The organism is Paenibacillus macerans, assembly GCF_900454495.1.
In the GTDB taxonomy this organism is placed as follows: Bacteria; Bacillota; Bacilli; order Paenibacillales; family Paenibacillaceae; genus Fontibacillus; species Fontibacillus macerans.
Genome location: NZ_UGSI01000002.1, coordinates 327277 through 352405, shown reverse-complemented (window position 1 = coordinate 352405; position 25129 = coordinate 327277). Strand labels below are relative to the sequence as shown.

The following is a 25129-nucleotide window of genomic DNA, read 5'->3' as shown; positions in this document are numbered from 1 at the left end:
CAAATTTTATTCCGTTTTATTGATTGAAGCAATCTTTTTTATTGCATTTTTGATCGAAATGATTATAGAATTGACATAAAGCGTCATTTCAATTCATTTACGGGAGGTACCTTTTATGAGTTTGACGTACAGTGAAATAAAAGGCCAATACAAGGCCTTGCAGCAGACTTACGATTATATGCTGGCCAAGCGTGCTGAGTTTACGGCATTTGTTCGAGCGCAAGGGGTGAACTCTGTGACCTTCGTTGGCTCCGGTTCCAGCTACTGCTTGAGCGAAGCGGCCTCCTTCTCCTTCCGGTTGCGCGCCGGACTGCCTGCGGTTTCCCTGGCCGCCGGCGACCTGATGCTCCATGCTGACCGCTACCGCCCTATGTTGGCGGGCACCCTGGCGATCGCGCCGTCACGGTCCGGCAGCACCAGCGAGGTGGTTGAAGCGTTGCGGTTGATCCAATCCGATGAAAAGCGCATTCCCGTGTTGGCAATTTCCTGTATGGAAGATTCTCCGCTTTCCTTAACGGCCGATTTTTCTCTCGAACTGCCGTGGGCTTTTGACCATAGTGTCTGCCAGACCCGCACAGTCGTCAACCTGTATGCGGCCAACCTCCTGCTCGCCGCCTTCCTGGCCGGAGACGAGGCGCTGATTGCCGATATGCAGGCGGCTATTCACCAGGGCGAAGCCTACATGGCGCGCGTGGAGGACGGCATCCGCCGGGTGTGCGATTTCACCTGGACAAACGCCGTTGTACTAGCGGACGGCGAGCTGCAGGGACTGGCCGCCGAGGGCGCGATCGCCCTGACCGAAATCGCCAAGACGCAAGCGCACGCCTACCATCTCCTTGATGTCCGCCACGGACCGATGGTGACGGTTGGACCGGATACGCTAGTGATCGCGGCCCTGTCGGATACCGGCATCGACCATCAGCGCAACCTGATGCGCGATATCAAAGACCGCGGCGCCACCGTGATCGCGTTTGCCGATCGGGCGGCGGCAGTGCCGCATGAGATCGTTGACCTCGCGATCACGACGGAGCGGCCGCTGGACGCTGCGGTGCGGGGCATTCCGTTCATTTTCATCCCGCAAATCGCCGCTCTGACCAGCGCAGAACGCCACGGCATCAACCCGGATCAGCCCGACGGGCTGGTGGCCTGGGTTAAGCTGTAAACGAAACTGTCGCCGCATGCCGTATGGTAGGGGCCGGGACCGAGTGGTTCCGGTCCTTTGAACTGATGAGTCGAGTCCTTTTGGTTGATGAGTCGGCTACTTTGAGCTGGCCTGTCCGGTCTTTTGGGCTGGAGAAAAAGTCATGGCGCCCAAAGATAAACGAGATTCGGCCTTCCGTGGCCTTTCATGGCCTGCCATAACACCATTGATCCCGATATCCCCGGAAATAACGGTAATTTATGTCGCTATTGGGACGGATTTTCCCTCCGTTCTCCAAATAGCGGACATTTATGTTCCTATTTCCCCCGGGGCCCGGAGATATTAGCCTTAGACCACCCGCCCACTGAAATAACGACCAAAAAGTCCTCTATTAGCCCCAGCTTCCGCTCAATGACGAAAATAGCGCCGAAAAAGGGCGTTATTTTCGCTCGGCGGCACTAAGCGGCTACTAGGCAGCACTAGGCAGCACTAGGTGGCACGCAACACAGAGCAGTATTGAGCAGCACTGGACAGCACTCTGCCCGCACAAAAAAAGCTTTTCCGCAAGGGATCGTAGATTTCAATCTTGATCGCCCTCATCCTCAAGGAAAAGCTCCTGCTTATGCGTCCGCCTCTGCCCGCCATCGCTACTTCCACCACGCCTCGGCCGGATATTCGGACGCGCCCACCTTGACGGGCTCCCCGATTTTCGGCGTTGTGATCGGGACGCCCCGCCGCCCGGCCTCTTCGGTCAGCCGACGCACCGGATCGTACCAGCTGTGCATCGCCAGCGTAAACGCGCCCCAATGCACCGGAAGCAGCACGTTCCCTTTGACGTCCAGATGGGCCCGCACCGTCTGCTCGGGAAGCAGGTGGACATCAATCCACCGTTCATCATACTGGCCGCACTCCATTAAGGTGAGATCAAACGGGCCGTATTTTTCGCCGATTTCCTTGAAATGGGGTCCGTACCCGCTGTCCCCGCAGTAATACACCCTCGTCTCCGGCGTCGCGATGACCCACGAACACCATAGTCCGCCGTCGCGGCTAAACAGCCCCCTGCCGGAAAAATGACGGGCCGGCGTACAGGCTAGCCGAACGCCTTGAAACTCCAGTTCATCCCACCAGTCGTGTTCGCTGATCCGCTCGGGCGCGACGCCCCACCGTTCCAAATGACAGCGGACGCCCAGCGGCACGATAAACCGTGTCACCCGGTCCTTCAACCGCTTGATCGTACCGTAGTCGAGATGATCGTAATGATCATGCGACAAAACGATGGCATCGATTGCCGGAAGCTCGTCCAGGCCGCCGAATGGCAGCTCTTGGTTGTACCTTTTTCCGCCCATTCCCTTGATCGGAAATGAAGAGGGACCAAACATCGGGTCCAGCAGCATCCGCGTCCCCCCAAGTTGCAGCAGCAGGGCCGAATGGCCAAACCAGATCACCGTGTCCTCCTTGATCCCTTCAATCGCCTGCCGATCCAGCTTGACCTGCGGGAGGGGCCGGTCCGGCCTCAGATGAGGTTTGCGTTGCAGGTATTCGCGCAGAGCCGTTAGAAGACTGCCGGGGAGCGGCGCCATCAACTGTGTGTGCAGGGGGTACTCGAACTTTTTTCCGTTATAGTTGGGAGACTGCCGGTAACGCTCCATCTCTGCGGGCGACGGCTTGCCGCCAAAGGGCGGGTACAGCTTCATAAACAAATCGAAGCCGACGGCGATGAGCACCACGAGGCAAATGAGGGTAAAGAAAACAAGCATACGCTTGTACCTCCTTCTTTTTAGCGGCTGATGAGAGATTTGTTGCCGGGCTTGAGCTGACCGGAAGGGCTGAGGAATACGGCATTCGGGAGAGGTCAAGTTTGCCCAGGCGAGGTTTGCTCACGATAAAAAGTTACATATTTCATCAATTCGGCGATGCCTTGGAATCGAGTCGTAAGTTGATGATTTAATTTTTGCAGAGCCAGTTGAAAAGACCGCTCCACTTTCGTGTAGTGCTGTGTTTCGAGTTCATTTAGCAACTGTTTCATATTTTCGATGTAATGGATCGTTTTTCGCAGGCTGCTGATCACAATGACTTTCTTCAGTTCGGATGTGGTGTACATTCTGTACCCGTTCCCCCGCTCTCTCTCCGATTTGATCAGTCCTTCCTTCTCCCAGTGCCGGATCGCCGAAGGATTAACGCCGGCCAACGCGGCAACTTCCCCGATTTTCATCGTTTCCGTAACCTTGACGTTGCAGTATTTGGAGAAATCCGCGTTTTTGATCATCATTAAAACTTCCTCAACTCTATGCTTCTCCTCCTGTAGGATGTGCAGTTGCCGGTTGATTAACCAGAAAGCCTCCACCGTGTTCCCCTTTTTAATATTTTGCATCGCCTCATAGACCACCGGGATGTCATACCCTTGAAGCAACATTCGGATAACGGTGAAAGCCTGTACGTGAACAGGCCGGTAGCATCTGCGGTTACTGGCCGTTCTATGGACATGTGGAATTAGCCCCTGTTCCTCGTATCTTCGCAAAGTTGTGGTGCTGATGTTTAACATTTTTGCTATTTGTTTCGGTGTATATACTTCGTTCATTCCTGCCCCCCCAGTGAAAAGATTAAAGTTAAACCCTAAAGTGCTGCGTTAATATTGACCATTAATATAACACGAATACCAAGGCATGATGAGCGGCAAAGCGAAAGATTGCATGAATGTTATACGATGATAATATAACCGCCCTAAGGAGTGATTTGTGTTGAAAAAAACGATAACTCTGCCCGATAATTCAGTCATCGAAGTGGGGCTGCTTGCCGGACAATCGAACCCCAAAACGATCATGCTGCCCGTCGCCAAAAAACCGGTATACGGTCAAGAGGCCGAAAGTTTAAAGCAGTGGGGCGTTGACCCGGAATTGGGAAAGCGCTTGGTAGAAGGGCTCGCCGACCGGTTTCAGGTTTTATTTTTCGATTATGAAGGGCACTTGTTTCAAAATCCCGTTCCGGACTACCTCACCCCGGAGCATATCGTGAACGATTTCCTGCACATCGCGGATGAAATGAACATCCGGCAGTTTAGCTACTACGGATATTCCTGGCTGGCGCTTGCTGGATTGCAGCTGGCGGTCAGGACGGATCGTTTGGAAAGTTTGATCATGGGTGGCTTCCCGCCTTGCGAAGGGCCGTACCGTGAAATGCTGGCCGTCACCGAAAAAACCTATCAGCAAGCGCTGCAGCAAAAGCAAAATGCGGTTCCCCAGCAAGCGGACTCCGAAAATCCGGCGGATTTCGATTGGGATAACGTCAACGTCACGATCGATCCGTCCGTAACCAAGCAGTTTATGACGTTGTACCGTAGCTTGATAGGCTTTGACGGCCGAAGCGTACTGGAGAAGCTGCCGATTCCCAAGCTCGCTTTTGCCGGGGAGCAGGACACAATCGTTTACGGCGAAAACTTCGGCAATGTTACGGTCGACATCGTTGGGCGCTTGAAAAAGAACCAGAGTCTGTTGGGGCAAGCGGGGTGGGATGTTGAAATTATGCCGGGGAGCGGCATGGATCATACAAAGGCAATGCAGCCTGACGTGGTGTTGCCCGTGATCAAACCTTGGCTTGTGGAAAAATTGTTGGGCGGAAAGCGCTGATAGGCGGATTCGGGTGAGGAACGCTGATGCGGGGAATCGGGTGAGCAAAAGACAGGGCCGTGAACGTCATGTTCGCGGTCCTGTTCGCTGTTAATCGGCTGTTAGTCGATTGTTAGTCGATTGGATAGCCTGCGGTTGGCACACCATGTTGAGCCGCAATAATGGGACTTTCGTATAACGAAATTTGTACGATGTATCTATTGTCCGGCCTGGTTCATATTGGTAGAATACCCGTGAATATACTGGGTGGTGGTAAATTTTACCGAGTACATACGTCCACCTAAAGGCGGAGATCAAGCATGTTGCAAAAGGTAAATCCCGATCAAATCGAGCAGTTGTCTCGCCAACTGGACCGGTTAAGGCAGACCTTTGAAGAGACAAACACCGGGATGTACCGGGAACTGAACCGGCTGATCGGCAGTGTGGAATCGGCTTATCATGAAAATAACGTGCGCTCGGCGGCGCGGGCGGCAAGGGATCGGCTGCAAAAGATCATGTCGCTGTCGATGCAGTTGGACGATCATATGAGGAGCAAGGCGAAAGCTCTGACGATGGCCGCCGGCCAATATCGCCAAACCGAAAAAGAGATGCTGGCGTTAACCCGTGCCAAGAAACCGCCGGTGTTTACTTTAAAGGGGCTGCTCCAGAGCGGGTTGAACCGGTTTGCAGGCATTGCGGCAGGGGATGGAGCGGGCCCACAGACGGCTACGGCAGCGTATCCCTCCATCCTGCAGTTGATCAAAGAGTCTTTGCTGAAGATTCAGGAATGGTCGCTTGAAAGCCGTCTTGCCCCGGTCAAAGAAGATGCGCGGATCGCTGCTCTTTTGGCTAGCTTGGACACCGGAAGTGCAGAGGAGCAGTTGAACGCAAGAAGAGAACTCGAGATTATCGCGAAAAGTTTCGAAGAAATCGCCCGCAGCCAGGCGGCCTACCGTATTTACATGGTATATGGAAACCGGATGTACATGGAGCAGACCCATCAAGAGGCTGAGAAGTATCGCAAGGTGTTGGCCGATTTAGGCGTATCGCAGGAGTGGTTCAAGGAAGAAGTCAGCTTGGCGGAGTTCCAAAAAGGCTCGCCTTTGGACGCCTGCGCATACAATCCGCTCAAACAGGACAGATCCCCAATGCCAAAGGAAAGCGAACTGCGGCTTGTCATCGCAGCCGGAATGCTGAACGCCGTGTACCGGGAATGGGCGCGTAGCCACTACGATCAAATCGAAGCTGCTGTTCTTAAGGCCGCCGAGCAAAGACGAAATCTTCAGGAACAACTTGATACGTATAACCGGGAGGTTCCCGAGGAAGACATTCGCAAGTTGCAGCAATATTTGAAAGACATGAACATCTATCACGGCGAAATCACCGGAAAGTACAACGAGGAATTTTTGATCGCGGTCGCGGGCTACCAACACATTGCGAATACCGTCAGTTCCGTGGCCGCGGTGCGCCGGGACATGTTCGGCCTGGACGGCTACCAATTTGAAGTGGACGGCAAAATTACGAAAGAGCTGCTGGAATTGGCTTATGCCGAGAGAGGGCTGGGCATCCGCAATAATCCGGACCTGGACACCCGCGGAATGAGCACGGCTTTCACGACGGTAGGCGTCGGGGAGGGCATCGTCAAGCAACTTGGTGAAGATGCCAAAGATTTGATTGAGTACGCAATAAGCGTTCAGCCAACCAGCCTGCAGTTCTGGACAGAAACCATCCCGGGATATTACGATCTGGGTAAAGCGATCGCCGGCGGCGAGATCACCTACGATGACGTTAAAAATACAGTCGGCGAAGGGTTAGCCCAAGAATTCGTCGTTCCTTTTGAACAAATCAATGAGCTGTCCGACAAAATCTTCAGCGGCAAAGCCACCTACGAAGAGAGCGTAACCTATGGCCGCGCTTTGACCAAAGCCGTTATGGCGCTAACGCTGGTAAGCGGAGCGGCCAAATCCGGCGCCAAGATTTCGGCGAAGACGTCGAAGAAATTGGCTGAGTTGTTGCCGAAGATTTCCGATTCGGTGAAGGTCGAAAGAGGACTGACCTCCGGGGGCATGATGGCCCCCATCCCCGGAACGAGCGTCGATGATATCGTCCTCCCCAGAACCCCGGCGCAGGAGAATTACCTGAAGTTTATTGAGGAGAGGGAGCGGGGAGTTGGGGGGACGCCAAAAACCCCCGAATATAATACAAAGATAAAATGGGGCATCAATGATATTAATGCACGTCCATATGGTAAAGGTTTCTTTGGTGAAAGAATACCTCAGAATAATCCAAGAGTAGATGACTTTGAACTAAAAATAAATCCTAACAACGAAAGTTATTATTTACCTCATCCAAAAGGGGGGTATGTACAGTTTGAGAACCTTTTAGAGGATGTTTTGCAGGATGGCAAGCTTATAATAAAACCGAAATCATTCTATCACGTTGATGAACTACCTGAATTTGCTAAGAATAAAGTAGTACAAGAGGCATTAAGACAGCAAGAGGCGGCAGTTACTGCAGGTTATAAGGTAGAATGGTTAGTATCTGATGAGAAGGCTGTAGAACAATTGACAAACTTATTTAATTCTAGAAAAATCGATATTGATGTGAGGTTCTTTCCTGAATAGTCACTAGGGGTGAGATGTATGAGAATTTTAAAGGAAGAAGAAATTAAGAAATATATTTCTGATGAAGAACTACAGAATTTCTACAATGATTCTATAAATGATGCTCATTTAAACGAGTTGTTGGCATATTATTCTTATTTAAAGAACAATGTTAGCGCAATCCCTCTGGATAAACAAAGTATTTATTACAGTATTTATTATTGGTATGTACAGTTTAAAGAACGGTACTTTCAAGTTTATGGGCATGATTCAGGAATCGAACAAGAAGGATTTAAATTATTAGAAGAGCTGGACTATCAACTTGAGGATGGTGTAAATTGGGGGCTAATTGAAAAAATAGAACTCAAGGATATTTAACTCTTAGAGTAAGAGAGAGCTTATATAACCTAGAAAGACAAAATCTAAAGAAGAGATTCGGGATGTTAAATGTATAAAGAATTGGATAATCTATTATCTGCCGATACCTCTGAGGACTCATGGTACGATTATGGTTGTATTATTGCAGGCCTGGTACGTGATTTGCTGCCTAAAGTAGGCTTACCAGTAAAAAAAGTTCTTGAGGACTTCCTTGAGAAGATTCATTCTTAACAATATAGTGATGTTCATAGGTCGTCTTTGGTCAGGGTGTGCCGAAGTCGGCCTTTTCTTATCAAGCTAAAAATTCTTATTGAACAGAAACATCCTCTGAGAGCATTAATACAGGCCGAGACTCAAAGCAGACTTAGAATAACTTGAGAATGATAGATCTACTTATTGAAACTGCTAAAAGAGAATCGCGTTGATAATGAGGGAACTCAATGAATGCAGACATTAGATTAAGTTCTTTCCCGTCTGATAAAAATAGGTTGTTTCAAATTATAAAAATCAGACGCTTTGCCAATTGACAAGATTTAGCTGGTGGGAAGGTAGTGATGCCTTAGAGCAATGTGAGATTGAAGAAGAAGACGTTTTCTCATTAACCGCAGGACCAGTGTTAATGTATTTTCAATCGGGGTTAGTCATTGGGGCCGCCAGCGACCCATCGCAAAATTCGGTTATTACATGGGTTGAAAAAGATGATATAGGCTACACCACTAATGAGCCCCTCGAAAACGATCCAGAACTCTACGCTATTAGTGCCCTGGATAAACAATACAGCAATTCCTATTGGAGCCGAATAGTAGGGCAGAAAATAAGGATGGTAAATATTATTAAGCGCGATCCGCAAAATGCCTTGCTCGCCGAATTACCAAATGTGGTTGGTGTTGAGATAGTTATGGATAACGGAGAAAAATTTATACTGTCGCATGGTCTCCACAACAATTCAGACGATTTTTCAGTAATAACAGACTTATATATTGACCGGAGACTTTTGGAAAGTTTAAGGCGGGAAAATATGCTGTAGTTTATTTTAAAACAATAACCTAAGTATATTTTTAATTGTTATTCAGAGGTATGCCCGAAAAGGAGTATTGCATGGATATTAAAGATATGTTTTTGAGCCATCACCTCTGGGCACAGTCGGATGGGAAAAGTGGAAGAAAGTTAGAAATAGTAAAAAAAGAGATATGTGAACTAAATCTAACAGAGATTAATCTAAGTTGTTCTGAAATTGTTGATTCAAACGCAAGCAACTCCTTCCTGACAAATAATGATATGAGCGATTGCTACTTTTTAGGTTCTTCGTTTGATTAATCGAATTTGTCGGAATGTATGTTGAGCAAAACTGTATTCGATTATGCATCATTAAAAAATTCAATTTTGAGAAATTGCCTTGGTATAAAGGCGTCTTTTGACGACGCAAATCTTAGCTTTGCTGACTTATCCGGATCAGATATGCACCGTGCTTCTTTTCGAAGAGCGAATTCAAGTCATGCAAATTTTTACAATGTGGATCTAACAAGCGCTATATTTGATGGAGCACTTCTATGCGGGACAAGTTTTAAAGATGCAAAAGGAATTGAGGAAGTATCAGCTCAGTATATTTTTGTTGGAACAGAAGACGAACCAATAAAGCTAGAGGGCGATAATATACAGAAATGGTTGTTAGGATTTAGAAAAGAGTGACATAGTCAAAAGAGGCATACGGTATTATAATCAGATCTCCTCAAAAACTGAGCCCCCAGATACAGTTTGAAAATATCCATACTCTTGCTTGTAACACAACAATTTGATGTATGAATTTAACGTTTTTTAAAGACATGTTAAAGCCCACCTCCCATTTTGGTTAGTGGGCCTTATGATTATCCATTATTTTGTAATCATGACCGTCTTTGTCTTGTGTCCCAGTCTACCTCAGTGCCGAGCGTGTCTTAAAACTCCAATGGCCCCGGTGTTGTTTTTGTAGATGAACTGTCCTGGAATGGCTACGACAGGCTTCTTCCCGTTTTCGATAGTAATCGATCGAATGAGCCATCCATATCGAATTTCACTGTGGCCACCATTCCCGTAAACCGGATAATTTCCTAAATCAATTTAAAATCTTTAAACTCGATTGCTTCGACATAAGCCTTTATTACTTTTAAACATCCTGATCATGTATATCTCCCCTTTGTTTTGGTCAATTTAGCAACATCTTCTCTAACCACAATTTTCCTGATACCCCTCTAGCATGTACTCTTAAATAGTACCAACCAGTTAATCCTTTTGTATATATATTGAACTCTTGCCGATATCCACTACCATGATACGGTATATCACTCGATGCGATGACGCTCCCTCCGCTGTAACTTCCGTGCTGCACCGGGTCAACAACCACCCTAGCGATGTCGCTGCCCAATCTGTTGATTTGCTGTACTCCGAGGCAATAGAGTTGTGTCACGCCAGTAAAGTCTATAGGTGTTAGGGTATATAGATAACAATCTTTAGTGTCGGTCCCGGAGCCTAAATCTAGCTCAACCCTATAATAACTTGGCGGGTAATTTGCACTTGCGTATCCGGCATTTCTTTGGATACCCCACTCCACAGATGATCCAAAACCAAAGATAGATCGTACCGCTTTCGAGTCTGTGATCTTTTGAGCTATAGTAGCCCACGGATCGCTTGTGGACGCTCCTGCGCCTAGCTTGGAGTTGACGGCGCCCACAATCTGATTTTTAGCGTCAACTCCAGATTGAAAAACCTCGTTTATGGCGGCAACCGCGTTCCCCTTTGCCGACGTAAGCAGGCTTGAGAGGGGACCTACGGCGTTGCTGGCGGCATCTGCCTTGCTTTGAGCGGTAACAGCCGCACTGCTTGCCGCGCTAGCCATTCCCTGAGCGTTAGCAGCGGCAGAATTCGCCGCGTTCGCCGAGTTCTGCGCATCTGCAGCAGCCGTATTTGCAGCGTTCGCTGTATTTTGTGCCGCCACTGCTGCGTCGTATGCTGTTTTCGTGGCTTTCGGCGTCGAAGCTTCAATTTCGCTGGTGCTATTCACGGCGTTGGAGAGCTTTGTGATACCTTTTTCGGTCAGGCCTGCATCCGGGATATGAATATTATCTATAGCATTTTTCAGGCTGTTAATTTCTTCGCCGATGTTGTTCATGTCTTGTGCTTTAACCACATCTGAAATTGTCCAATCCGTTTTGGCCATTACTTTAATCCCTCCTTAAATTCAATTGTTTGTAACATTAGGTGGTCTGCCGTAATCGGGATGTTCACAGCGTTTGACGTAAACACGACGTCTGTCGAGTCTTTGAGCTCAACCAACGTGATCAAAGATACTTCTTTGACCGGCACTACATAATTGAGAGCCAGCACGTTGTTAGTAACAGCCTTTACTTCAAAATTCGTAATGACATAAGTCCCGTTGATGACCACTTTGGCTACCCGGCCATTTACATACTCGGCAACATCGTGTAGCAAATTTGAAGCTATCATTTAATCGGCACCTCCGGTCCATAAGTAAGGAATGGTTTTTCCCCGAGCTTCCAAGAGCCGTCCAGCTTGTAATTCCATGTCATTTCCCGCGCGCTGATATGCTCTTCCAGCGCAACGGCTCCCTCTAGCGCCGTGTTTTGTTGGTACACGAGGTTGGCCGGCTTGATCGTCTCAATCGTCCGGAGCACCTCTTTGAAGACGCTAGCATTGTCAATGTTGGCCGTCACCGTCAAAACCCGATTGGCATAGTCCACCGACGCGATCGTCATCCCTTTGCCGACCAGTGCGTCGAGCTGCCGCTGCAAATATCTGACGGTAAACGGAGGTTTGGTCTGGTAGCGGTTAAGAATGCGGCGCCGGCGGAACTCCAGCGTCTCTCTCGTGGGGTCCGCCTGGATGCCAAGCATCTGCTCGCGCCGTTTGATCGCCTGCAGCGCGGACGTTTCAACAAACTGGTCATCAAAAAGCTGGTCGATGGCTCCCTGAGCCAAATCAAGCTCGATGGTCTCCGTTTCGGCCAGCCGGATAAAATCTTCAATGCCGCCGTAAAAGGCCGGCAGATGGATCAAAATGCGATCATCAGACACGGAGGGTCACCGTCCCCGGCTGCGGCACCACATCGGCCTCCAGCGTTAAGTTGGCTGCCGATCCATTAACGGTCGTCCCGGTCACATCCTCGACGCCGTTCACGGTCAGGATTCGCGCATCGATCTGCGCGGTCCGGACGATGATCTGCTGCTGATTGGCCCAATCTTTCCGGAGCTCCAGCAGATAAGACGCAATCACAGCTTCAACATCTGCCTGCACCTGACCGGGCGTGACTCCTGTCGCTAGAGTCAGCGTCGTCTCGACATTGATCGGGAGGCCCGTCACTCCGGCAATGGTCACTTTATGGTCGATCGGCGCCTGACCAAATCCTTGACCGCTATTGACCGTGGGGTCGATGATCGTTTGCACCTCATCGATCAGCGCCGGCGACGGAGGCGTCCAGTCCGCGGCAATGATGGTGCACTTAACGGTCCCTCCGCCCTGCCAGACCGGGTAAACCTTGGTCGCACCGACGCCCGGGATACGATTGATCCGCTGCTTGTAATCGGCGACATTGCCGCCAAAAGCCGGTTCGTTGACGGTCTCGTAAAATCGATTGCGGAGTACATCGTCCGGCTCCTCGTCTTCCCCCGGCACCAGCACTTCAGCCAACACGGCCCGGGTCAGGTTGGCCACATAATCGATCGGCAACAGTGGACCGAACTGCGTATTACCGATCGTGCCAGGTGTCTCACAGGACATTTTATATATGCCTGTGCTGATCTTCTCTTTGACCGTAAAGGACAAATCGGCAATCGCAAACCGTGTACCCAGAGGTACATCCATGAGGTCATTGGCCGAGTTGTAAAACATCGCTTTTCGCTCCGCCGGCGTCGCCGGTATGCGGTTCACCCCGAATTCAGCCGTTTTCCGGCTCAGATATTCGCCGCTGGCCGTGTCCACGAATGAAAGAGTGTAGTTAACGTCCAATTCAATGTACATTTGGGCCAGCTCGGCCGCGGCCGGTGCGCATGCGTCATAAATAACGCTGCCCTCCCTTTTGTCGATCGTATCCGGTACCCGGGAGAGCATTCGCTGCAGTATAAAATCAAAAGTCATGTGTTCATACACTACGTCTCACCTCCTGCTCAAAACTGCCGTACGCTGTCACCACGGTAAAACGGATGATGAGTCGATCGCCATCTACTTCAACCTCCACATTTTCCAGCGAGTCGATCCGGTCATCAGGCAATAATGCCTCCCGAATCATCCGGTTCGCCTCGGACCGGGCAAATACTGGGCTGCTGCCGAGCAGCAGCGTTAGCTCGTGGCCATAATCGAATGAATAGATGTCATACCAAAAGCGATCCGTCTGGAAAACCTTGAATACCGCCTGTTTGATGGCGTCCAAGCCGTCCGTCTTCCCGGCGATGCGTCCCCTGCCCAAATCAATTTGCCAAGTCAGGGACGGCATGGGCTGGTCCACTAACGGCTCGTTTAACAGATTCTCGTCTGTTTCCGGTATCATGATCCGCTCACCACCCTATCCCATACGACATATTTTTGACCGCCTTGTACTCTCAGCAACAGAACCGCATCACCGGCTTGCAGCCCTTCGCGGATCACAATTTTTTCCGGCAAAGCGTCCCCCGTCATTCCACCGTTGTACGCGTGGTTGTGTTTTAAATCGAGTTTGTCCGGCAGCGCGTCGCCGGCAATTCCGCCATCGAATGTGTGGTTATGCTGGAGATCGATCTTTTCCGGCAACGCATCGCGGGTAACTCCTCCGTCAAACGTATGGTTGTGTTTTAGATCGATTTCATATCGGGTTAAGCGTTCTGTCACATACAAAAAATCCGCAGTGAGTGTAAACCGTTGATCAACGATTACCTCCAGCGGATTCACCTTGCTTATTTCGCCGAACAGCACTGCGACAGGGTTGCCGGCATGGACGGCGTCTGTTGCAGCTTTTTTCAATGTACCTAGTAAATCCGCCATTCACACCACCCTCAAATCCAGTGTCATTGTATGCACCGCCCCGTCGAAGTCGTGAGAACACTCATCCACCAGCAGCGCCTGATCGACGCCGTATTCCGATATGATAATCCGGACGCGCATGCCGGCGCGGACGCGGATATCCCCCAGGGCGTTTACCTTAAGCGACTTGGTCTCACGGTTCTTAAGCTTGGCCAGTTTATCCAGAAGCTCGCTGATCTGCGCCGTGTTGTAGTCTTCATCTACCGACTGGTAGTGCTGCAGCAAGCCCCAGCGCTTAATATTGACGCTGTCCTTGGCCATGTAAATTTCACGTTTACCGGTCTCCTTGTTGTCCTTATATAACTTAATCTGGTTGTACGTATCGCTGTCGATCGAGCGTTTAACCTCATAGTCGTACATCAGACTGCCGTCGCCGATAATCAGATCCAACCCGGCATCATTCACCTCGCGCAGGCAGAGCGAACCGAAATCGTCGTAGAGGCAGTAGTCGCGGCCTGTATGGTGAAGGGTCAAGGTGATCGCCTTGTCGATGATATCCAGCAGCTTTTTACCATCCTCGGTCATCGTCGGGATTCGGTGCTTCGTATCAGCCACCGTCCCGAGCTTCAGATTGAAATCCTTGGCGATCCGCTGCACAACCTCCGTCGCCGTGACGCCCGTAAATACGTAGGTGTCGGTGTTCATTAGATACCTGATCTGATCGTACGCGGTGATCTTGACGGCTTCGTCCCGGCCCTCGTCAATGCTGAAAATATAGCCGTGGAACACATTCGTGTCATTCACCCGGACCCGCACGATATCCCCATTGTTGTACGTAAAATTAGTGGTTTGAAAAGGAGAACCTTTAATCAGCGTAAAAGAAACGCTCCCCGCCTTGCCGATCCGGGATGTCTTCCAGGACAGGCCTTTCACGATTTCGCTAACATCCCATTCGGCGTCGTTGCCGGTCCCCTGCCGATTGATGATTTTCACAGCCATGGTCATGGCAGCTTCAGCACCTTTCCTACAGGCAGCCGTTTCAGGTCGGAGTCCTTAATTCCGTTTAGCTTCTGGATTTCCTTCCAAAGGGCTCCATTGCCGAGCTTCGTCTGAGCCACCTTCCACAGACTGTCGCCGGCAACCATCGTATAGTTCTTCGGTTGCTGCTTATCATTGGGCCGGGTTTTGGCCGTTTTCTTTTGTACCTGGCCGCCCCCGTTGGTGGTCTCCCGGGTAATTTTCTGGGCGGCGTAAAAAACATATTTTTTAAGCTGGATATCGTATTCAATGTCTCCGCCGCTGCCGGCCACCTCTTTCCAAGTAAAAGACTCGATGCTGGCCGGTGTATTAATGTCGTAAGTGTCACTGGTGAAAATAAACCGGATCGGCCGCTTGGCGATCATCCATTTTTCGATCATCTTGATATATTCAACCGGGTGCAACAGGTCATCCGTCGCCACAAACTTATACCATTGGGCCGGGAACAAGCCGCTAAAGCTGTATTCCGTCAACCCCCGATCCTTAATCACATTGATCTGGCCCAGCCCGGCCACATCATACGAGCTGCCTTGACCGGACTCACTGACTTTGATTTCGGAAGGGTTGATCGGCAGCTTCAGTACCTCGGCCCTGTTGTTAAAACTTAACTCAACGCCATATACTCGCACCATCCATCCCTCCTACTAACCATAGACAGCATCCGCCGAGGTGACGATATCCTGTTCTAATTTTTCTGTGATATGCGCAATGATCGTATTGATGTCGCTCTGCTGACGGACATGGGTATCCCCGAAACTGATCGACGGCTGCAAGGTAACGTAATTCTGGATATTTTTCAGTTCGGCCAGCTCACGCATCATTTTTAAATCCTCCGAGGAAATATCCACGGTTTCATTAACACGGTCCACGCTGCCGACGTTCCCGACGCTGCCGATGTTGGTGATGTTTCCGCCTCCCAAGCCTGAAATCAGAGCATCTTGGGACTGGTCTTTCCCGAAGCCGGAGGTCAAGGAATTCGTCTTATTTGCAAGCTTATCAAATTGTTCCACTGCTTTCTTGCTGCCTTTTTCAGCCTCTTCGGCAGGATTCTTATACTGCATCTTGTCTAAAGTAATGACACCATCCGGCTTCTCCGGAGCCGGTATTCCGTTCATGAAGCTTTGTACCCCATCGCTGATTCGATGGAAATTCCAGTCATCAATCATCGGGACATCTTTTCCGGACACTTTATTAAACGCCTTGATTAAGCCGTTTGCCAATCCTTTTACGCCCTGGAACGATTTAAGAAAACCTTCGACGAAGTCTTCCGCGGAGCGCAGCATATTGTACATATACCCGCCAAACGCCATCGCCAGATCGTAGATCAGCTTTTTGATGGCATAAACCGGGTCATGGAATACGTTGAGCCAAAATTCAACAAAGCTGCTTATTACATTGTAGAGAAGTGCAAACTGGTTATACAAATAGGCAAAAAAACCGTAAAATGCTCCCGCGATAACACCGACAATGGTCTGGGCGGAGACTCCCAAATTCATCAGCACACCGATGAGTAAGGCGATTCCGGCGGCGATGAGCAGTATCGGCCAATAAACGCCCAACCATGCTATCGCTTGGGCCACAACCGGTGCAACCATCGCCCAGAGCATGATCGTCATCAGCCCCAAGGCCGCTATGATTCCGAGAACGATAAAATAAGAGGAAGAACCGTTGGACGTGAATGCTCCAAAGAACGCCGCCAGCCCATCGGCCACCTCGCCCAAAAAAGACCCCACGATGCTTAAGCCTGCCCCCAAGCCGTCGATAAAGCTCTTGAACGCATCGCTGTTCAACACTTCCAGGAAAGAGTCAAACATTGGCCCAAGCGCGTTTAGCCCCTGACGGCCTATCGATCCGAGCTGGAAGTTAAAGGTGTCTACCACCCGCTTCCATTTCACCGCCGGGGAGTCCATCATCATTTCAAAAGTTGCCTGCGTCATCCGCTGTTTGTTCAGCAGCTCATCCATCGCCGCGATGACGCCGTTCACGTTACCCTGCTGCCCCGCCGTTTGAACTCCGCTGTTATCGATCGCCCCGGCCGAAATATCGAAAGATCCTAAGCCTTCCGTACTTCCGGACAGTACTTGCGAAAGCGCATCGGCGGCCCCTTCCAACCCTTGCCCGGGGTTAAGCCGCTCAAGCCGCATCGCCAGCATATTCAGTTCGGCGAGCTGTGCGGGATCAGTCGTTATCGACATAAATTTCTGCGTACCGGCCATTGCGGTGTCCACATCTTGCCCGTACCGCAGCGCCTGCGAGGCTGTCTGGTCAAAAATCTGCTGCCCCGCCCCCGGACTGCCGGCACTGAAGGAAAGTTGATCGATTGCGGTTTGCTGCTGGGCGCCGTCGCTTAAGATCCGCCCGAGGAACTCTTTACCCGTCGATGCGATCTTACTCAGGTCCATCTTTTTAAAAGCTTCGACAAGCTTGTTCCCCTTCTTGGCGGACTCGTCCAGCTCCTGGTTAAATTCCTCTTGCGCTTGCGTGGCCTGCATCGCTTCCCGATGCGCCTTCAATTCGCTAGATATAATTTGCTGGAGGGTCTGTAAGAACTGCAGCATCACATTAACGTTGTCGTTCATCGCCCGCGCGGAGGCCTCCCAGACGACAATCGACTGCTCGGCAGGCTGGATGACTTGAGGAAGCAGATTCCTCATTCTGTCGTACACTACTATCATGGAATCTGGAGTTGCCATGGCTTCACCTTCTTTCCAGGCAGGATGTTCACTTTTTCTTCGCCGCTTTTTTCTCGGATTTGATGGTCTCCTGGATCATCGCGATGAGCGCTGCCTTTTGCTTTGCGCCCAACGCGGCGAACTCCCAGGGCATCAAGTGGTAGCGGTTCAGGGCGAAGAGGGCGCAGACCGTTTCGCCGTCGCCCTCATCGATCAGTTTTTTACTTCATCCGCCAGTTCGTTGATGCTCTTGTCGAAGCCGTTGATCTCCTGGACCTTCTGCACAAGTGTGGCGTATTCGCCCGGGAGCAGCATCTTCCGCAGGCATTGATCCGCGCCCATCACCTGATAGGATTGCTGAAGCTCGGCATTCTTCAAATCCGGGAATACGACGCTGGCGACCGCCAGCTTGGCCAGGTATTCATCGGTGTTCGTCTCGTAGCTGACCATTCCTTTGTCCTTCACCTTGCGCTGGCAGGATTTGCGGATCGTCTCGTTCTCCTCCTCGGTCATGCTGCGCAGGCGCCACGGGACCGGCTGGCCCTGCTCATCCTTGAAACGTTCGGACACGACAACTTCCTCCACCAGTCCGGCGGCGGCATTTTGCGCAAAAAAAGCAGATAAAGAGCTCATTCGTGAATCTCCTCCTGAATGGTTTTATTTTTCCGTTAAAGAATCGTTAGTTGGTCGGCTGAATCGCGTTAAAGGATTCCATCACGTCATAATCCTCGAAGGTAAACGGAATCTCTTCCTCAAGCATATCCTCGCTGGACGCGTCGAATTTGGCCGCAATGATGCTGTCGAGGTTGCAGTTCCGCAGGAACACGGTTTGTTTGCCCGCGCTGCTTCCCGGCTGCTCGTTCGTAATCATCAGATCGAACCAGAAGTCGTTCCCGTTCTTCACGTAGTCCTCCATCAGCTTGCGGAAAAAGGAGGAGACGTAATAAATGGTCAGCGTGCCTGTGCCTTTCCAGCCGGCCGACCGCTGCGGCGTCCCCGTTCTGCCCAGCGTCGGGACGTCCACTTTCGATTTTTCGATCGTCGACTCCAACGTTTTAGCGTAGAACAGCTCCTCCGTCCGGTCGCCGATTTTTACGAAGGCTTTGGCCTGTTTGCCGCTTATCGCATCTTTCACATTAAAAAAAGAACCTGCCATGTTTTCGTCCTCCTTAGTTGACCGTGACGGTCATGTAGATTTTTTCGATACTATCCACCGGCTGCACGCTCAGATTGATGACAACGGCGTCCCCGTCGATGCCCGGCAGCACTTCCAGATCGGTCTCCGCGTTGAAATTCTGAATCGCTCCAATGCCCTGCAGGGTTCCCAGATAGCTGAGCACCTCGCCTTTCAACAAATTGCGGCCGTCCGCGTTGTTTCCGACTTTCCCGATGTAACTTGCGCCGAAAGTACGCTGAATGTCCCGCGCGATCGTGTCCAATACCCGCACGACGCGGTTTTTGCTGAAATGTTTGGCTTTTTCGGGCGTAAATGTCTTGAAGGTGTTGATATCCTGCTGGATCTGCACCTTGCCGTTCGCCGCCGTCAGCACCAGCTCGCCGTTTTGCAGCGCCTTGATCGTCTCGCTGTACGTCAGTTTCGGCGTTACGTCAACCGCATTCGGAATCTCCGCATAGGTGAGCGATTCGTTGACGGCTGCTCCCGCTTCCATCGCGGCGATTTCCCACAACAGGGAAATCGGCTCCACCGTCAATCCTTCGGCGGTGATCACGCTATTCTTCAAGCTGATGACCCCTTCGTAGTCCGCTTGCGGGTAATTGTAGAGGACGGTGACGAACTTCTTGCCTTCATCGTCCCGCAGACGTTTTGTATACGCCACGGCCAACTGCTTCAGCGCGGAATCGTCGGTCGGCAAACCAAGCACGTCGAACTCCTCCGCTTCCAAAGCCGCCAAAGCATCGGTCCAGTCGCCGTTTCCGCCGGTGCCTTCCTTGCCGCCCGCCAGCGCCGTTCCCGCCGTTTCGGTCAACTCACCGCTGCCCGCGAACGTGACGAAGTCATTGCTTACGAGCGCCTCGGCCGAACCGACGATCTGGGCGTCGACTTCCTCGCCTTCCAGCAACGTGCGGACTTCGTAAGCGTCCGGTTGATCCACGCTGGCCTGCACGACGATTTGCAGGTCATTGCCGCGCGAGCCGCCGTATTTGGCGGTAGCCGTCAAATTGCCGATAGCGGCCGTAGCCTTTACGGCGTTTTTGGCCCCCAGCCGATAGATCAGCACCTGGCTGGCGTGCGCCATCGCCGCTGCAATGTGGCGGATTCTTGCGTCAGCCGCGTTAAAGCCCAGCAGCTTCAAGGCGTTCTGCAGAAAAGTCGCCGCCTCCAGCTTGATCAATCCGCTTGGCCCCCAAGGCAGCGATGCCGGAAAAGCCGCTACCCCGCGCTCGCCGACCGTGCCTAGCGGGCGAGCCGCCGATTTAAAATTAATGTAAACCCCCGGAGATACTTTATTTTGCGTTGTCCATGTGCCGTTAGCCATGTTCCTTCACTCCTCTTTGGATAAATGATTGTAGCGCCTGCTCGGCCTGGGCTTCCGTATAGGCCGCCCCGTCCTCCAGCGTCACGTGCAAAATGTCCTTTTCCACGCCGCTAAAGCGTTTGGCCGCCAGCAGCTGGGCCTTGGAAAAAGTCCGTTCCGCCGGTGCCACAGGCTTGTCCGCTTTCTTCTTAAACACCATCTTTAACCTTCCCCTCCTGCCGAAGTTTTCTCATCTTGATCTCTTCGCTGGCCGGCGACCAGACCCATTGGCGGAATGTCAGGTACAGATGCAGCGTCCCGTCGTCCTTGATTTCGGCGTTTATGCCCGCCCCATGCGACAGCCCGTCATCCGCCGGAAAATCCGCAAACAGCTCGCAGAGCTGCTCCGCCATGTCGTAGGCGGACTCTCGGCTGCGTTCCGCCGCGGGGAAAAACCCGACATCAAGCGAATAGGTCCGCTTAAAGCGCCGCCCCAGCTCCTGATTCTGCTCCGATTTAAGCAGCCGCACGAAAAAGCACGGCCCCGTGAATCCTTCCGGACTCGGCTCGGTATAAACCGGCAGATCCCGAAACCGGGCCGCTACCGCCGCAGCCACCCGCTGCACCACGTCGTTCATGATCGACTGTGACAAATGCTCACCTGCCTTCGCTTAGGCTTGTTTTTCCCGCCGATTTTCAAGGACGCAGCATTCCGGACAGCATTCAACCGGCATCGAACGGCCGACGCTTCCAGAACACTTCACGGCTGGCCCCATCCGGCGTCCCTTCTATTGCACAATTGTTCGAACGCCCTTCCTCTATAGCGCCTACCTGGTATCATCACCCGCTGCAATGAGGGTACGCCCGTATGGGATGCCTGCCGCTGCCTCTGAAACCGGCGAGAAAAAAATAGGGCCGTGAAAGTCTCATTCACAGCCCCGTTCGGTATTAAGTTTTTATCTTTCGACACTATCATTTTATCTCGGATTGGCGGCCATCATCGGCCCTAAAGCGGACATGGAAAGGACAATGAGCGGACAAGTGGGAGGACAGGAAGAGGACAGGTATTTTGGCTTCTGGGAAGAATACGGTGACTAACTGCAAACCACTGACGGTTTACTCACATTGGCTTGCCATTCTTCGTTTGTTAAGCTTAAAAGGGTTCCGTCCTGAACGGCATAGATTTTATCAAAGTACTGCATCTCATCCGTGTTATGGGTTATCAAAATAATGATTTTATCGTTTTTTATCTCTTTTAGTAAATTTAAAAACGCGCCCCTTCTTTCCGCATCCAAAGAAGCGGTCGGCTCATCAAAAATGATAATGTCCGCATTTTTTACCAAGGCCCTTAAAATATCGAGTCTCTTTTTTTGACCGCCTGAAATATTGTTTCCGCCGACACTCAAGATCGTATCCCATTTGTTGGGCAAGTCCATAATTTCATCGTACAAATCTATAGTTTTAGTGTAGTCATCCAGCAAATTCAGGTTAACATTTGTTCCAAAGCCTATGTTATTTAAGATCGAGTCATGAAAAAACAAGGAATCTTGAGGAATATAGGCCGTCCTTCTTCGGAATAAACACAAATCCATGCCGTCCAGCCTGTCATGATTGATCCGAATACAACCTTGCTGTGGTTTATACAGCCCGAGCAGCAGCTTGGTTATCGTTGACTTTCCGCAACCGCTTGGCCCGACAAAAGCCGTAATTTCTCCCTTCTTTATAGCTCCTTTGGCATCCAAAAGCACCGGTCTGTCGTTTACATCGTAAGAAAAAGATACATGATCAATAATGATCTCGTAAATTTGCTGAGGCGGAGGGGCACCTTTCACGTTCTCTTCCGCTTCATTTAAAATTTCATCCAATCTGCCGATCGCTGTTACTGTCCCTTGGTAACTGTTGTTGAATTCGCTAAAAAACCGGGTCGACCCTAGCAGCATACTCTGGTAATTTATAAGCGAAACGATCGTTCCGATTGTATATCTATTTGCAAAAACGCCCAACCCGCCAATGATCCATATCACTCCCGATAGCAGGTATACCAATATACCGCCAATATTGATATTGATTGAATAAGCCAGTTCCAATTTCATCTGATGGTCGTATTGCCTTTTATAAGCTTTTAAAAAATTTTTTTCTACATAACCGAATGCATTATAAATCTTGGTCATCAATACATTATTATACGTCTCCACCATTTGATTCATCGATTGCTCGTTGCTTTTCATCGTTTTTTCCGCATATTCTTTTACTTTTTTTCCAAAGCATCTGTTGACCAAGATGTATAGTGCGATGATGAGCATGGAAACGGCGAGCAACTTCCAATCAAAAAAAAGGATCATACTGCAAGCAAAAACAGTAGTAACCGCATTACTGAAGATGCTGACCGTCATATATCCGCAATTTTGTTTGATGGTATCTATTTCTTTGTTATACCGGGATAAAATGTCGCTTAACTTATGATCGTCAAAAAATTTGTAGGGCAGCCGGCTGAGCTTGTCGTTGAGCCCTCTTCTCAAAGAAAAGCTCAGATTCTCGACAATCTTTGCCAGCAAATAATCTTTTAAAATATTCAATAAGGAATTCGTAAAAAATAAAATAAGCATACCCGAAACACAAATCATAAACAGATTAAAGTCACGTTTCGGAAATGCTTGATCAATAAGCCCTTTATAGGTTAATGGAATACAGATGGTAATGAGGCTTTGAAGTACCGTTATAGCCAACACTACGATGATAATTTTTTTTTCTTTAAGCAAGTATTTGTTCAAAAAAGCAATATATGCATTATGCATAAGAGAGACAACCTTCCCTCAATAAAATTACAATGGGTACCTCACTTTGATTCAAAAACTAGCTTCTTTAAATGGTCGTTTGCGTTGTCATTCAAATATTCCAAGAAGCTGCCCAGATTTTCTTTGCTCGTTTTCGTACGGTCATAGTGATAGAGCATAAAATTGACCAGTAATATTTTCAGTTCGCAATCCCCGTATATGTCTTCGGATTTTTTCTCCTTTTCCACAATTTCGGCAGCGCACGGGCCAGTACAAAAATATTGGATATCGCACTTACTGCATCTCTCCCGCTTGCTTACCAAAAAAAGATTTTGAATCTCCTCGTTTTGTTTCTTCACATTGATTAGGTCAGTGATCTGATCAGGAGTATGTTCCCTAATGTTCCCTATCTTGAAGTTTTCATCATGAAGGTTTGAACACATCCGTATTTCACCGTTGGCATGAATTCCCCAGGTTCTCCCGAAACCGCCGCACTCTGTTTTCGTCTGAACCGTGCTGAAAAACATATTGGTAATGTTATCATTGAAATATTCATGCTCAAGAACATAGTGGACCGTGCTTCGATAAATATCTATCTTTTCAAAATAACTCATAGTGGATGGATAAGCCGCCGCGCGCCCTACATCGCTTACAAACCTGATTAAACACGCTGCGTTATATTTATATGTTAGAGCGATCGCCCTTTGCAGAAATTGAGCGGTATGCTTGTTAATGACGAAGGAAAATTTCAAACTGCAATCGTTATCAATAATCTGGTTGAACGATGTTATCATCTTATTCAGCAATTTATCGTGTTCGAATATATTTTCTATGCTGATCTCAACAGCTCCAACGTATTGCGCGAAGTTATCGATAAGCTTTTTGCTAAGCAGCAGTCCATTCGTTTGAAGAAGGATGCGTTCCTTTCCGAAGGTATCGCTGAAGGCCTTTAAAATTTCGATGATGTCCTTTCTTACAAAAGGCTCCCCACCGGTAATAATGACTACTTTGGGGCTAACTGCCCTGATTTTGGGGATCAAAGTATGTTTTATCTCCTCCAAGGAAAGGTCCTCTTTCGTGCTGACATGTGTTCCCGAATTCATGCTGCAAAAATCGCAATTCAAATTACATTTGCCCGTAACTGAATAGTATACGTTATTGATCGATTGTTTTTTGTCGATCGTCTCAAAAAGGCTGAATCTTTTGTTCAAATATTCACAAAAAACCGTCCAATGAGTGCTATATTTATTAAAAACACGCTCATCCATCTTTACCCAATGGGAACTTTCCGGGTTCAACAGGATTACTTTTCCATTCTTTTTTACGATTTTGATTTGGGGACTAAAGTTCGTATTCATAGGCACGACTTCCTTCGGCGATTTTTTTTAATCGGTCTATATTTTTATAATAGAAAGAACTTTTAAACTTCTGCATATAACAGAGCGTTGGATCCGGCAAATTCACGTCGCCATTCGTTTCCAAACTTTGCATAATACAGCCCTTTGCCCCGCACACTTCGTAAATTTCACACCTATTGCAGTTTTCATTATCGATAGAATTCAAATTTTTTAAGTATTCAATTTTATTCCGGTTTAATCCTTGATCGGCGTTTCCCAGGCTTTCCTCTTCTACCATGTAGGCGTGACACGGGTAAAAGGTTCCGTCCGTCCGGACATAAAGGCTAATGATCCCGGCGCCGCAGCTGTAAAATTTCCTCTTTTTCTCCACGGAACTGAAAACTTCATTAATAAAGCTCCATCCAAAAGCTTTTCTTTCAGCGGCACATTGTTCATAAAAGGAAAATACCTTATTTATTTCATCGCAAATGACCGTCAGCTCATCTTTTTTCCAGTCGACGGACAAATCAATAGCCGTGTCAACGATTTTGATGCCTAATTCTTCAACCAGAAACTTCACGGTTTCCCCGTAATGCATGTAATTGTTTCTCGTAATAACATTGGTCGCCTGGATGTATTTTCCCGCTTTCCGTTCATATTCACGTACATGTTTCCAGTTTTTCAAAATAGCATCAAATGAACCCCTGTTATGGATGGTAACCCGATTCAGATCGTGGACGTCCTTTTTTCCGTCAATGCTTACTTTTAAATCAAAGTTGTTTTCCGCCAACCAATCGATAATTTCCGAATTCAGGAGCGTAGCATTCGAGGTCATCGACAATTTAACATGGTACTGCTTGTCCTTATTTTTATCCTGGATATACTGCAGTATTTGGTTCAGCAAAGGAAAATCGATCAGCGCTTCCCCGCCGATAAAATCAAACCAGATTTTTTTGTCCCTATGAATCACCGCTTGATCAAATGCCAAATCTACGCTTTGTTTAGCCGTTTTCAATGACATGACGGAGCCTGCTTTATCCCCTAAATAGCAGTATTTACACCTCAGATTGCATTTCTGATTAACTTCCAGCGATATTGAATACATGGTAGGATACCCCTTTA

The 25129-nt window shown here is 49.3% G+C and carries 27 protein-coding genes; 8 read left to right on the top strand and 19 right to left on the bottom strand.

All coding sequences use genetic code 11. The features are described 5' to 3' along the window. Window positions 1–115: 115 nt before the first annotated feature. Window positions 116–1162, top strand: a complete 1047-nt coding sequence (locus DYE26_RS24740; RefSeq protein ID WP_036618752.1) for an SIS domain-containing protein — start codon at window positions 116–118, stop codon at window positions 1160–1162. A 626-nt stretch (window positions 1163–1788) separates the two neighbouring features. Here DYE26_RS24740 and DYE26_RS24735 read toward each other — a convergent pair. Further along, window positions 1789–2898, bottom strand: a complete 1110-nt coding sequence (locus DYE26_RS24735; RefSeq protein ID WP_036618749.1) for an MBL fold metallo-hydrolase — start codon at window positions 2896–2898, stop codon at window positions 1789–1791. Window positions 2899–2993: 95 nt separating this feature from the next. Beyond that, complete coding sequence (locus tag DYE26_RS24730) at window positions 2994–3719, bottom strand: MerR family DNA-binding transcriptional regulator (protein WP_036618746.1); 726 nt, start codon at window positions 3717–3719, stop codon at window positions 2994–2996. 160 nt (window positions 3720–3879) lie between these two features. On the opposite strand from DYE26_RS24730, the gene DYE26_RS24725 reads away from it, so the two are divergent. The 7 genes from DYE26_RS24725 (at window position 3880) to DYE26_RS24700 (ending at window position 9413) form a co-directional block, all read left to right on the top strand. Continuing rightward, entirely contained in the window at window positions 3880–4764 is an 885-nt protein-coding gene (locus DYE26_RS24725; protein ID WP_036618743.1) for an alpha/beta fold hydrolase, read from the top strand. Between the two features lie 299 nt (window positions 4765–5063). Next, window positions 5064–7367, top strand: coding sequence for a hypothetical protein (locus DYE26_RS24720; RefSeq protein WP_036618739.1), 2304 nt, complete (start codon window positions 5064–5066; stop codon window positions 7365–7367). Between the two features lie 18 nt (window positions 7368–7385). Next, window positions 7386–7724, top strand: coding sequence for a hypothetical protein (locus tag DYE26_RS24715; RefSeq protein WP_036618736.1), 339 nt, complete (start codon window positions 7386–7388; stop codon window positions 7722–7724). A gap of 69 nt (window positions 7725–7793) precedes the next feature. Beyond that, entirely contained in the window at window positions 7794–7955 is a 162-nt protein-coding gene (locus DYE26_RS33945; protein WP_170180931.1) for a hypothetical protein, read from the top strand. 292 nt (window positions 7956–8247) lie between these two features. Further along, complete coding sequence (locus DYE26_RS24710) at window positions 8248–8751, top strand: hypothetical protein (RefSeq protein WP_227872800.1); 504 nt, start codon at window positions 8248–8250, stop codon at window positions 8749–8751. Window positions 8752–8822: 71 nt separating this feature from the next. Continuing rightward, window positions 8823–9041 carry a hypothetical protein gene (locus tag DYE26_RS24705; RefSeq protein WP_036618733.1) on the top strand — a complete coding sequence of 73 codons (219 nt, stop codon included), beginning with the start codon at window positions 8823–8825 and terminating at the stop codon, window positions 9039–9041. 21 nt (window positions 9042–9062) lie between these two features. After that, entirely contained in the window at window positions 9063–9413 is a 351-nt protein-coding gene (locus DYE26_RS24700; RefSeq protein WP_164815226.1) for a pentapeptide repeat-containing protein, read from the top strand. 493 nt (window positions 9414–9906) lie between these two features. Here the strand turns inward: DYE26_RS24700 and DYE26_RS34360 are convergent, their stop codons facing one another. The 17 genes from DYE26_RS34360 to DYE26_RS24615 all read right to left on the bottom strand — a co-directional run bounded on the left by DYE26_RS34360 (window position 9907) and on the right by DYE26_RS24615 (window position 25112). Continuing rightward, the gene (locus DYE26_RS34360; RefSeq protein ID WP_036618731.1) at window positions 9907–10917 is read right to left on the bottom strand and encodes a phage tail protein; all 1011 of its coding nucleotides are present in this window, start codon (window positions 10915–10917) and stop codon (window positions 9907–9909) included. Next, entirely contained in the window at window positions 10917–11204 is a 288-nt protein-coding gene (locus DYE26_RS24690) for a hypothetical protein (protein WP_036618728.1), read from the bottom strand. The genes DYE26_RS34360 and DYE26_RS24690 overlap by 1 nt, the downstream gene beginning before the upstream one ends. Continuing rightward, window positions 11201–11791: a putative phage tail protein gene (locus DYE26_RS24685; protein WP_036618726.1), complete on the bottom strand. Its 591-nt coding sequence runs from the start codon at window positions 11789–11791 to the stop codon at window positions 11201–11203. Before DYE26_RS24685 ends, DYE26_RS24690 begins: the two co-directional genes overlap by 4 nt. Then, window positions 11784–12863 (bottom strand): baseplate J/gp47 family protein, encoded by a 1080-nt coding sequence (locus DYE26_RS24680; protein WP_036618723.1) that lies wholly within the window; start codon window positions 12861–12863, stop codon window positions 11784–11786. The genes DYE26_RS24685 and DYE26_RS24680 overlap by 8 nt, the downstream gene beginning before the upstream one ends. After that, the gene (locus tag DYE26_RS24675) at window positions 12856–13260 is read right to left on the bottom strand and encodes a DUF2634 domain-containing protein (RefSeq protein ID WP_036618721.1); all 405 of its coding nucleotides are present in this window, start codon (window positions 13258–13260) and stop codon (window positions 12856–12858) included. The genes DYE26_RS24680 and DYE26_RS24675 overlap by 8 nt, the downstream gene beginning before the upstream one ends. Next, on the bottom strand, window positions 13257–13730 hold the full coding sequence (locus tag DYE26_RS24670; RefSeq protein WP_036618719.1) for a DUF2577 domain-containing protein: 474 nt from the start codon (window positions 13728–13730) through the stop codon (window positions 13257–13259). Before DYE26_RS24670 ends, DYE26_RS24675 begins: the two co-directional genes overlap by 4 nt. After that, complete coding sequence (locus DYE26_RS24665) at window positions 13731–14714, bottom strand: XkdQ/YqbQ family protein (protein WP_082207616.1); 984 nt, start codon at window positions 14712–14714, stop codon at window positions 13731–13733. Further along, window positions 14711–15379 (bottom strand): LysM peptidoglycan-binding domain-containing protein, encoded by a 669-nt coding sequence (locus tag DYE26_RS24660; RefSeq protein ID WP_036618716.1) that lies wholly within the window; start codon window positions 15377–15379, stop codon window positions 14711–14713. The genes DYE26_RS24665 and DYE26_RS24660 overlap by 4 nt, the downstream gene beginning before the upstream one ends. Window positions 15380–15391: 12 nt before the next feature. Continuing rightward, entirely contained in the window at window positions 15392–17440 is a 2049-nt protein-coding gene (locus DYE26_RS24655; RefSeq protein ID WP_124332341.1) for a phage tail family protein, read from the bottom strand. 192 nt (window positions 17441–17632) lie between these two features. Further along, window positions 17633–18052, bottom strand: coding sequence for a phage tail assembly chaperone (locus DYE26_RS24650; protein ID WP_036618711.1), 420 nt, complete (start codon window positions 18050–18052; stop codon window positions 17633–17635). Window positions 18053–18098: 46 nt separating this feature from the next. Continuing rightward, on the bottom strand, window positions 18099–18575 hold the full coding sequence (locus DYE26_RS24645; protein WP_036618709.1) for a phage tail tube protein: 477 nt from the start codon (window positions 18573–18575) through the stop codon (window positions 18099–18101). A 13-nt stretch (window positions 18576–18588) separates the two neighbouring features. After that, on the bottom strand, window positions 18589–19917 hold the full coding sequence (locus DYE26_RS24640) for a phage tail sheath family protein (RefSeq protein ID WP_036618706.1): 1329 nt from the start codon (window positions 19915–19917) through the stop codon (window positions 18589–18591). Further along, the gene (locus DYE26_RS24635; protein WP_036618704.1) at window positions 19910–20116 is read right to left on the bottom strand and encodes a hypothetical protein; all 207 of its coding nucleotides are present in this window, start codon (window positions 20114–20116) and stop codon (window positions 19910–19912) included. Before DYE26_RS24635 ends, DYE26_RS24640 begins: the two co-directional genes overlap by 8 nt. Further along, entirely contained in the window at window positions 20106–20549 is a 444-nt protein-coding gene (locus DYE26_RS24630; protein WP_124332340.1) for a phage tail terminator family protein, read from the bottom strand. The genes DYE26_RS24635 and DYE26_RS24630 overlap by 11 nt, the downstream gene beginning before the upstream one ends. Before the next feature lie 441 nt (window positions 20550–20990). Next, a complete protein-coding gene (locus tag DYE26_RS24625) occupies window positions 20991–22691 on the bottom strand; it encodes an ABC transporter ATP-binding protein (RefSeq protein ID WP_051985180.1) in 1701 nt (566 codons plus the stop codon). A 41-nt stretch (window positions 22692–22732) separates the two neighbouring features. Further along, window positions 22733–24028, bottom strand: a complete 1296-nt coding sequence (locus DYE26_RS24620) for a radical SAM/SPASM domain-containing protein (protein ID WP_036618700.1) — start codon at window positions 24026–24028, stop codon at window positions 22733–22735. Next, window positions 24012–25112: a radical SAM/SPASM domain-containing protein gene (locus DYE26_RS24615; protein WP_063836290.1), complete on the bottom strand. Its 1101-nt coding sequence runs from the start codon at window positions 25110–25112 to the stop codon at window positions 24012–24014. The genes DYE26_RS24620 and DYE26_RS24615 overlap by 17 nt, the downstream gene beginning before the upstream one ends. Window positions 25113–25129 lie beyond the last annotated feature (17 nt).

Excerpts from the sequence above, each read along its gene's own strand:
- DYE26_RS24740 (WP_036618752.1), top strand. The coding sequence starts at position 116 with ATGAGTTTGACGTACAGTGAAATAAAAGGCCAATACAAGGCCTTGCAG.
- DYE26_RS24735 (WP_036618749.1), bottom strand. The coding sequence starts at position 2,898 with ATGCTTGTTTTCTTTACCCTCATTTGCCTCGTGGTGCTCATCGCCGTC.
- DYE26_RS24730 (WP_036618746.1), bottom strand. The coding sequence starts at position 3,719 with ATGAACGAAGTATATACACCGAAACAAATAGCAAAAATGTTAAACATC.
- DYE26_RS24720 (WP_036618739.1), top strand. The coding sequence starts at position 5,064 with ATGTTGCAAAAGGTAAATCCCGATCAAATCGAGCAGTTGTCTCGCCAA.
- DYE26_RS24715 (WP_036618736.1), top strand. The coding sequence starts at position 7,386 with ATGAGAATTTTAAAGGAAGAAGAAATTAAGAAATATATTTCTGATGAA.
- DYE26_RS33945 (WP_170180931.1), top strand. The coding sequence starts at position 7,794 with ATGTATAAAGAATTGGATAATCTATTATCTGCCGATACCTCTGAGGAC.
- DYE26_RS24705 (WP_036618733.1), top strand. The coding sequence starts at position 8,823 with ATGGATATTAAAGATATGTTTTTGAGCCATCACCTCTGGGCACAGTCG.
- DYE26_RS34360 (WP_036618731.1), bottom strand. The coding sequence starts at position 10,917 with ATGGCCAAAACGGATTGGACAATTTCAGATGTGGTTAAAGCACAAGAC.
- DYE26_RS24690 (WP_036618728.1), bottom strand. The coding sequence starts at position 11,204 with ATGATAGCTTCAAATTTGCTACACGATGTTGCCGAGTATGTAAATGGC.
- DYE26_RS24675 (WP_036618721.1), bottom strand. The coding sequence starts at position 13,260 with ATGATACCGGAAACAGACGAGAATCTGTTAAACGAGCCGTTAGTGGAC.
- DYE26_RS24670 (WP_036618719.1), bottom strand. The coding sequence starts at position 13,730 with ATGGCGGATTTACTAGGTACATTGAAAAAAGCTGCAACAGACGCCGTC.
- DYE26_RS24665 (WP_082207616.1), bottom strand. The coding sequence starts at position 14,714 with ATGACCATGGCTGTGAAAATCATCAATCGGCAGGGGACCGGCAACGAC.
- DYE26_RS24660 (WP_036618716.1), bottom strand. The coding sequence starts at position 15,379 with ATGGTGCGAGTATATGGCGTTGAGTTAAGTTTTAACAACAGGGCCGAG.
- DYE26_RS24655 (WP_124332341.1), bottom strand. The coding sequence starts at position 17,440 with ATGGCAACTCCAGATTCCATGATAGTAGTGTACGACAGAATGAGGAAT.
- DYE26_RS24650 (WP_036618711.1), bottom strand. The coding sequence starts at position 18,052 with ATGAGCTCTTTATCTGCTTTTTTTGCGCAAAATGCCGCCGCCGGACTG.
- DYE26_RS24645 (WP_036618709.1), bottom strand. The coding sequence starts at position 18,575 with ATGGCAGGTTCTTTTTTTAATGTGAAAGATGCGATAAGCGGCAAACAG.
- DYE26_RS24640 (WP_036618706.1), bottom strand. The coding sequence starts at position 19,917 with ATGGCTAACGGCACATGGACAACGCAAAATAAAGTATCTCCGGGGGTT.
- DYE26_RS24635 (WP_036618704.1), bottom strand. The coding sequence starts at position 20,116 with ATGGTGTTTAAGAAGAAAGCGGACAAGCCTGTGGCACCGGCGGAACGG.
- DYE26_RS24625 (WP_051985180.1), bottom strand. The coding sequence starts at position 22,691 with ATGCATAATGCATATATTGCTTTTTTGAACAAATACTTGCTTAAAGAA.
- DYE26_RS24620 (WP_036618700.1), bottom strand. The coding sequence starts at position 24,028 with ATGAATACGAACTTTAGTCCCCAAATCAAAATCGTAAAAAAGAATGGA.
- DYE26_RS24615 (WP_063836290.1), bottom strand. The coding sequence starts at position 25,112 with ATGTATTCAATATCGCTGGAAGTTAATCAGAAATGCAATCTGAGGTGT.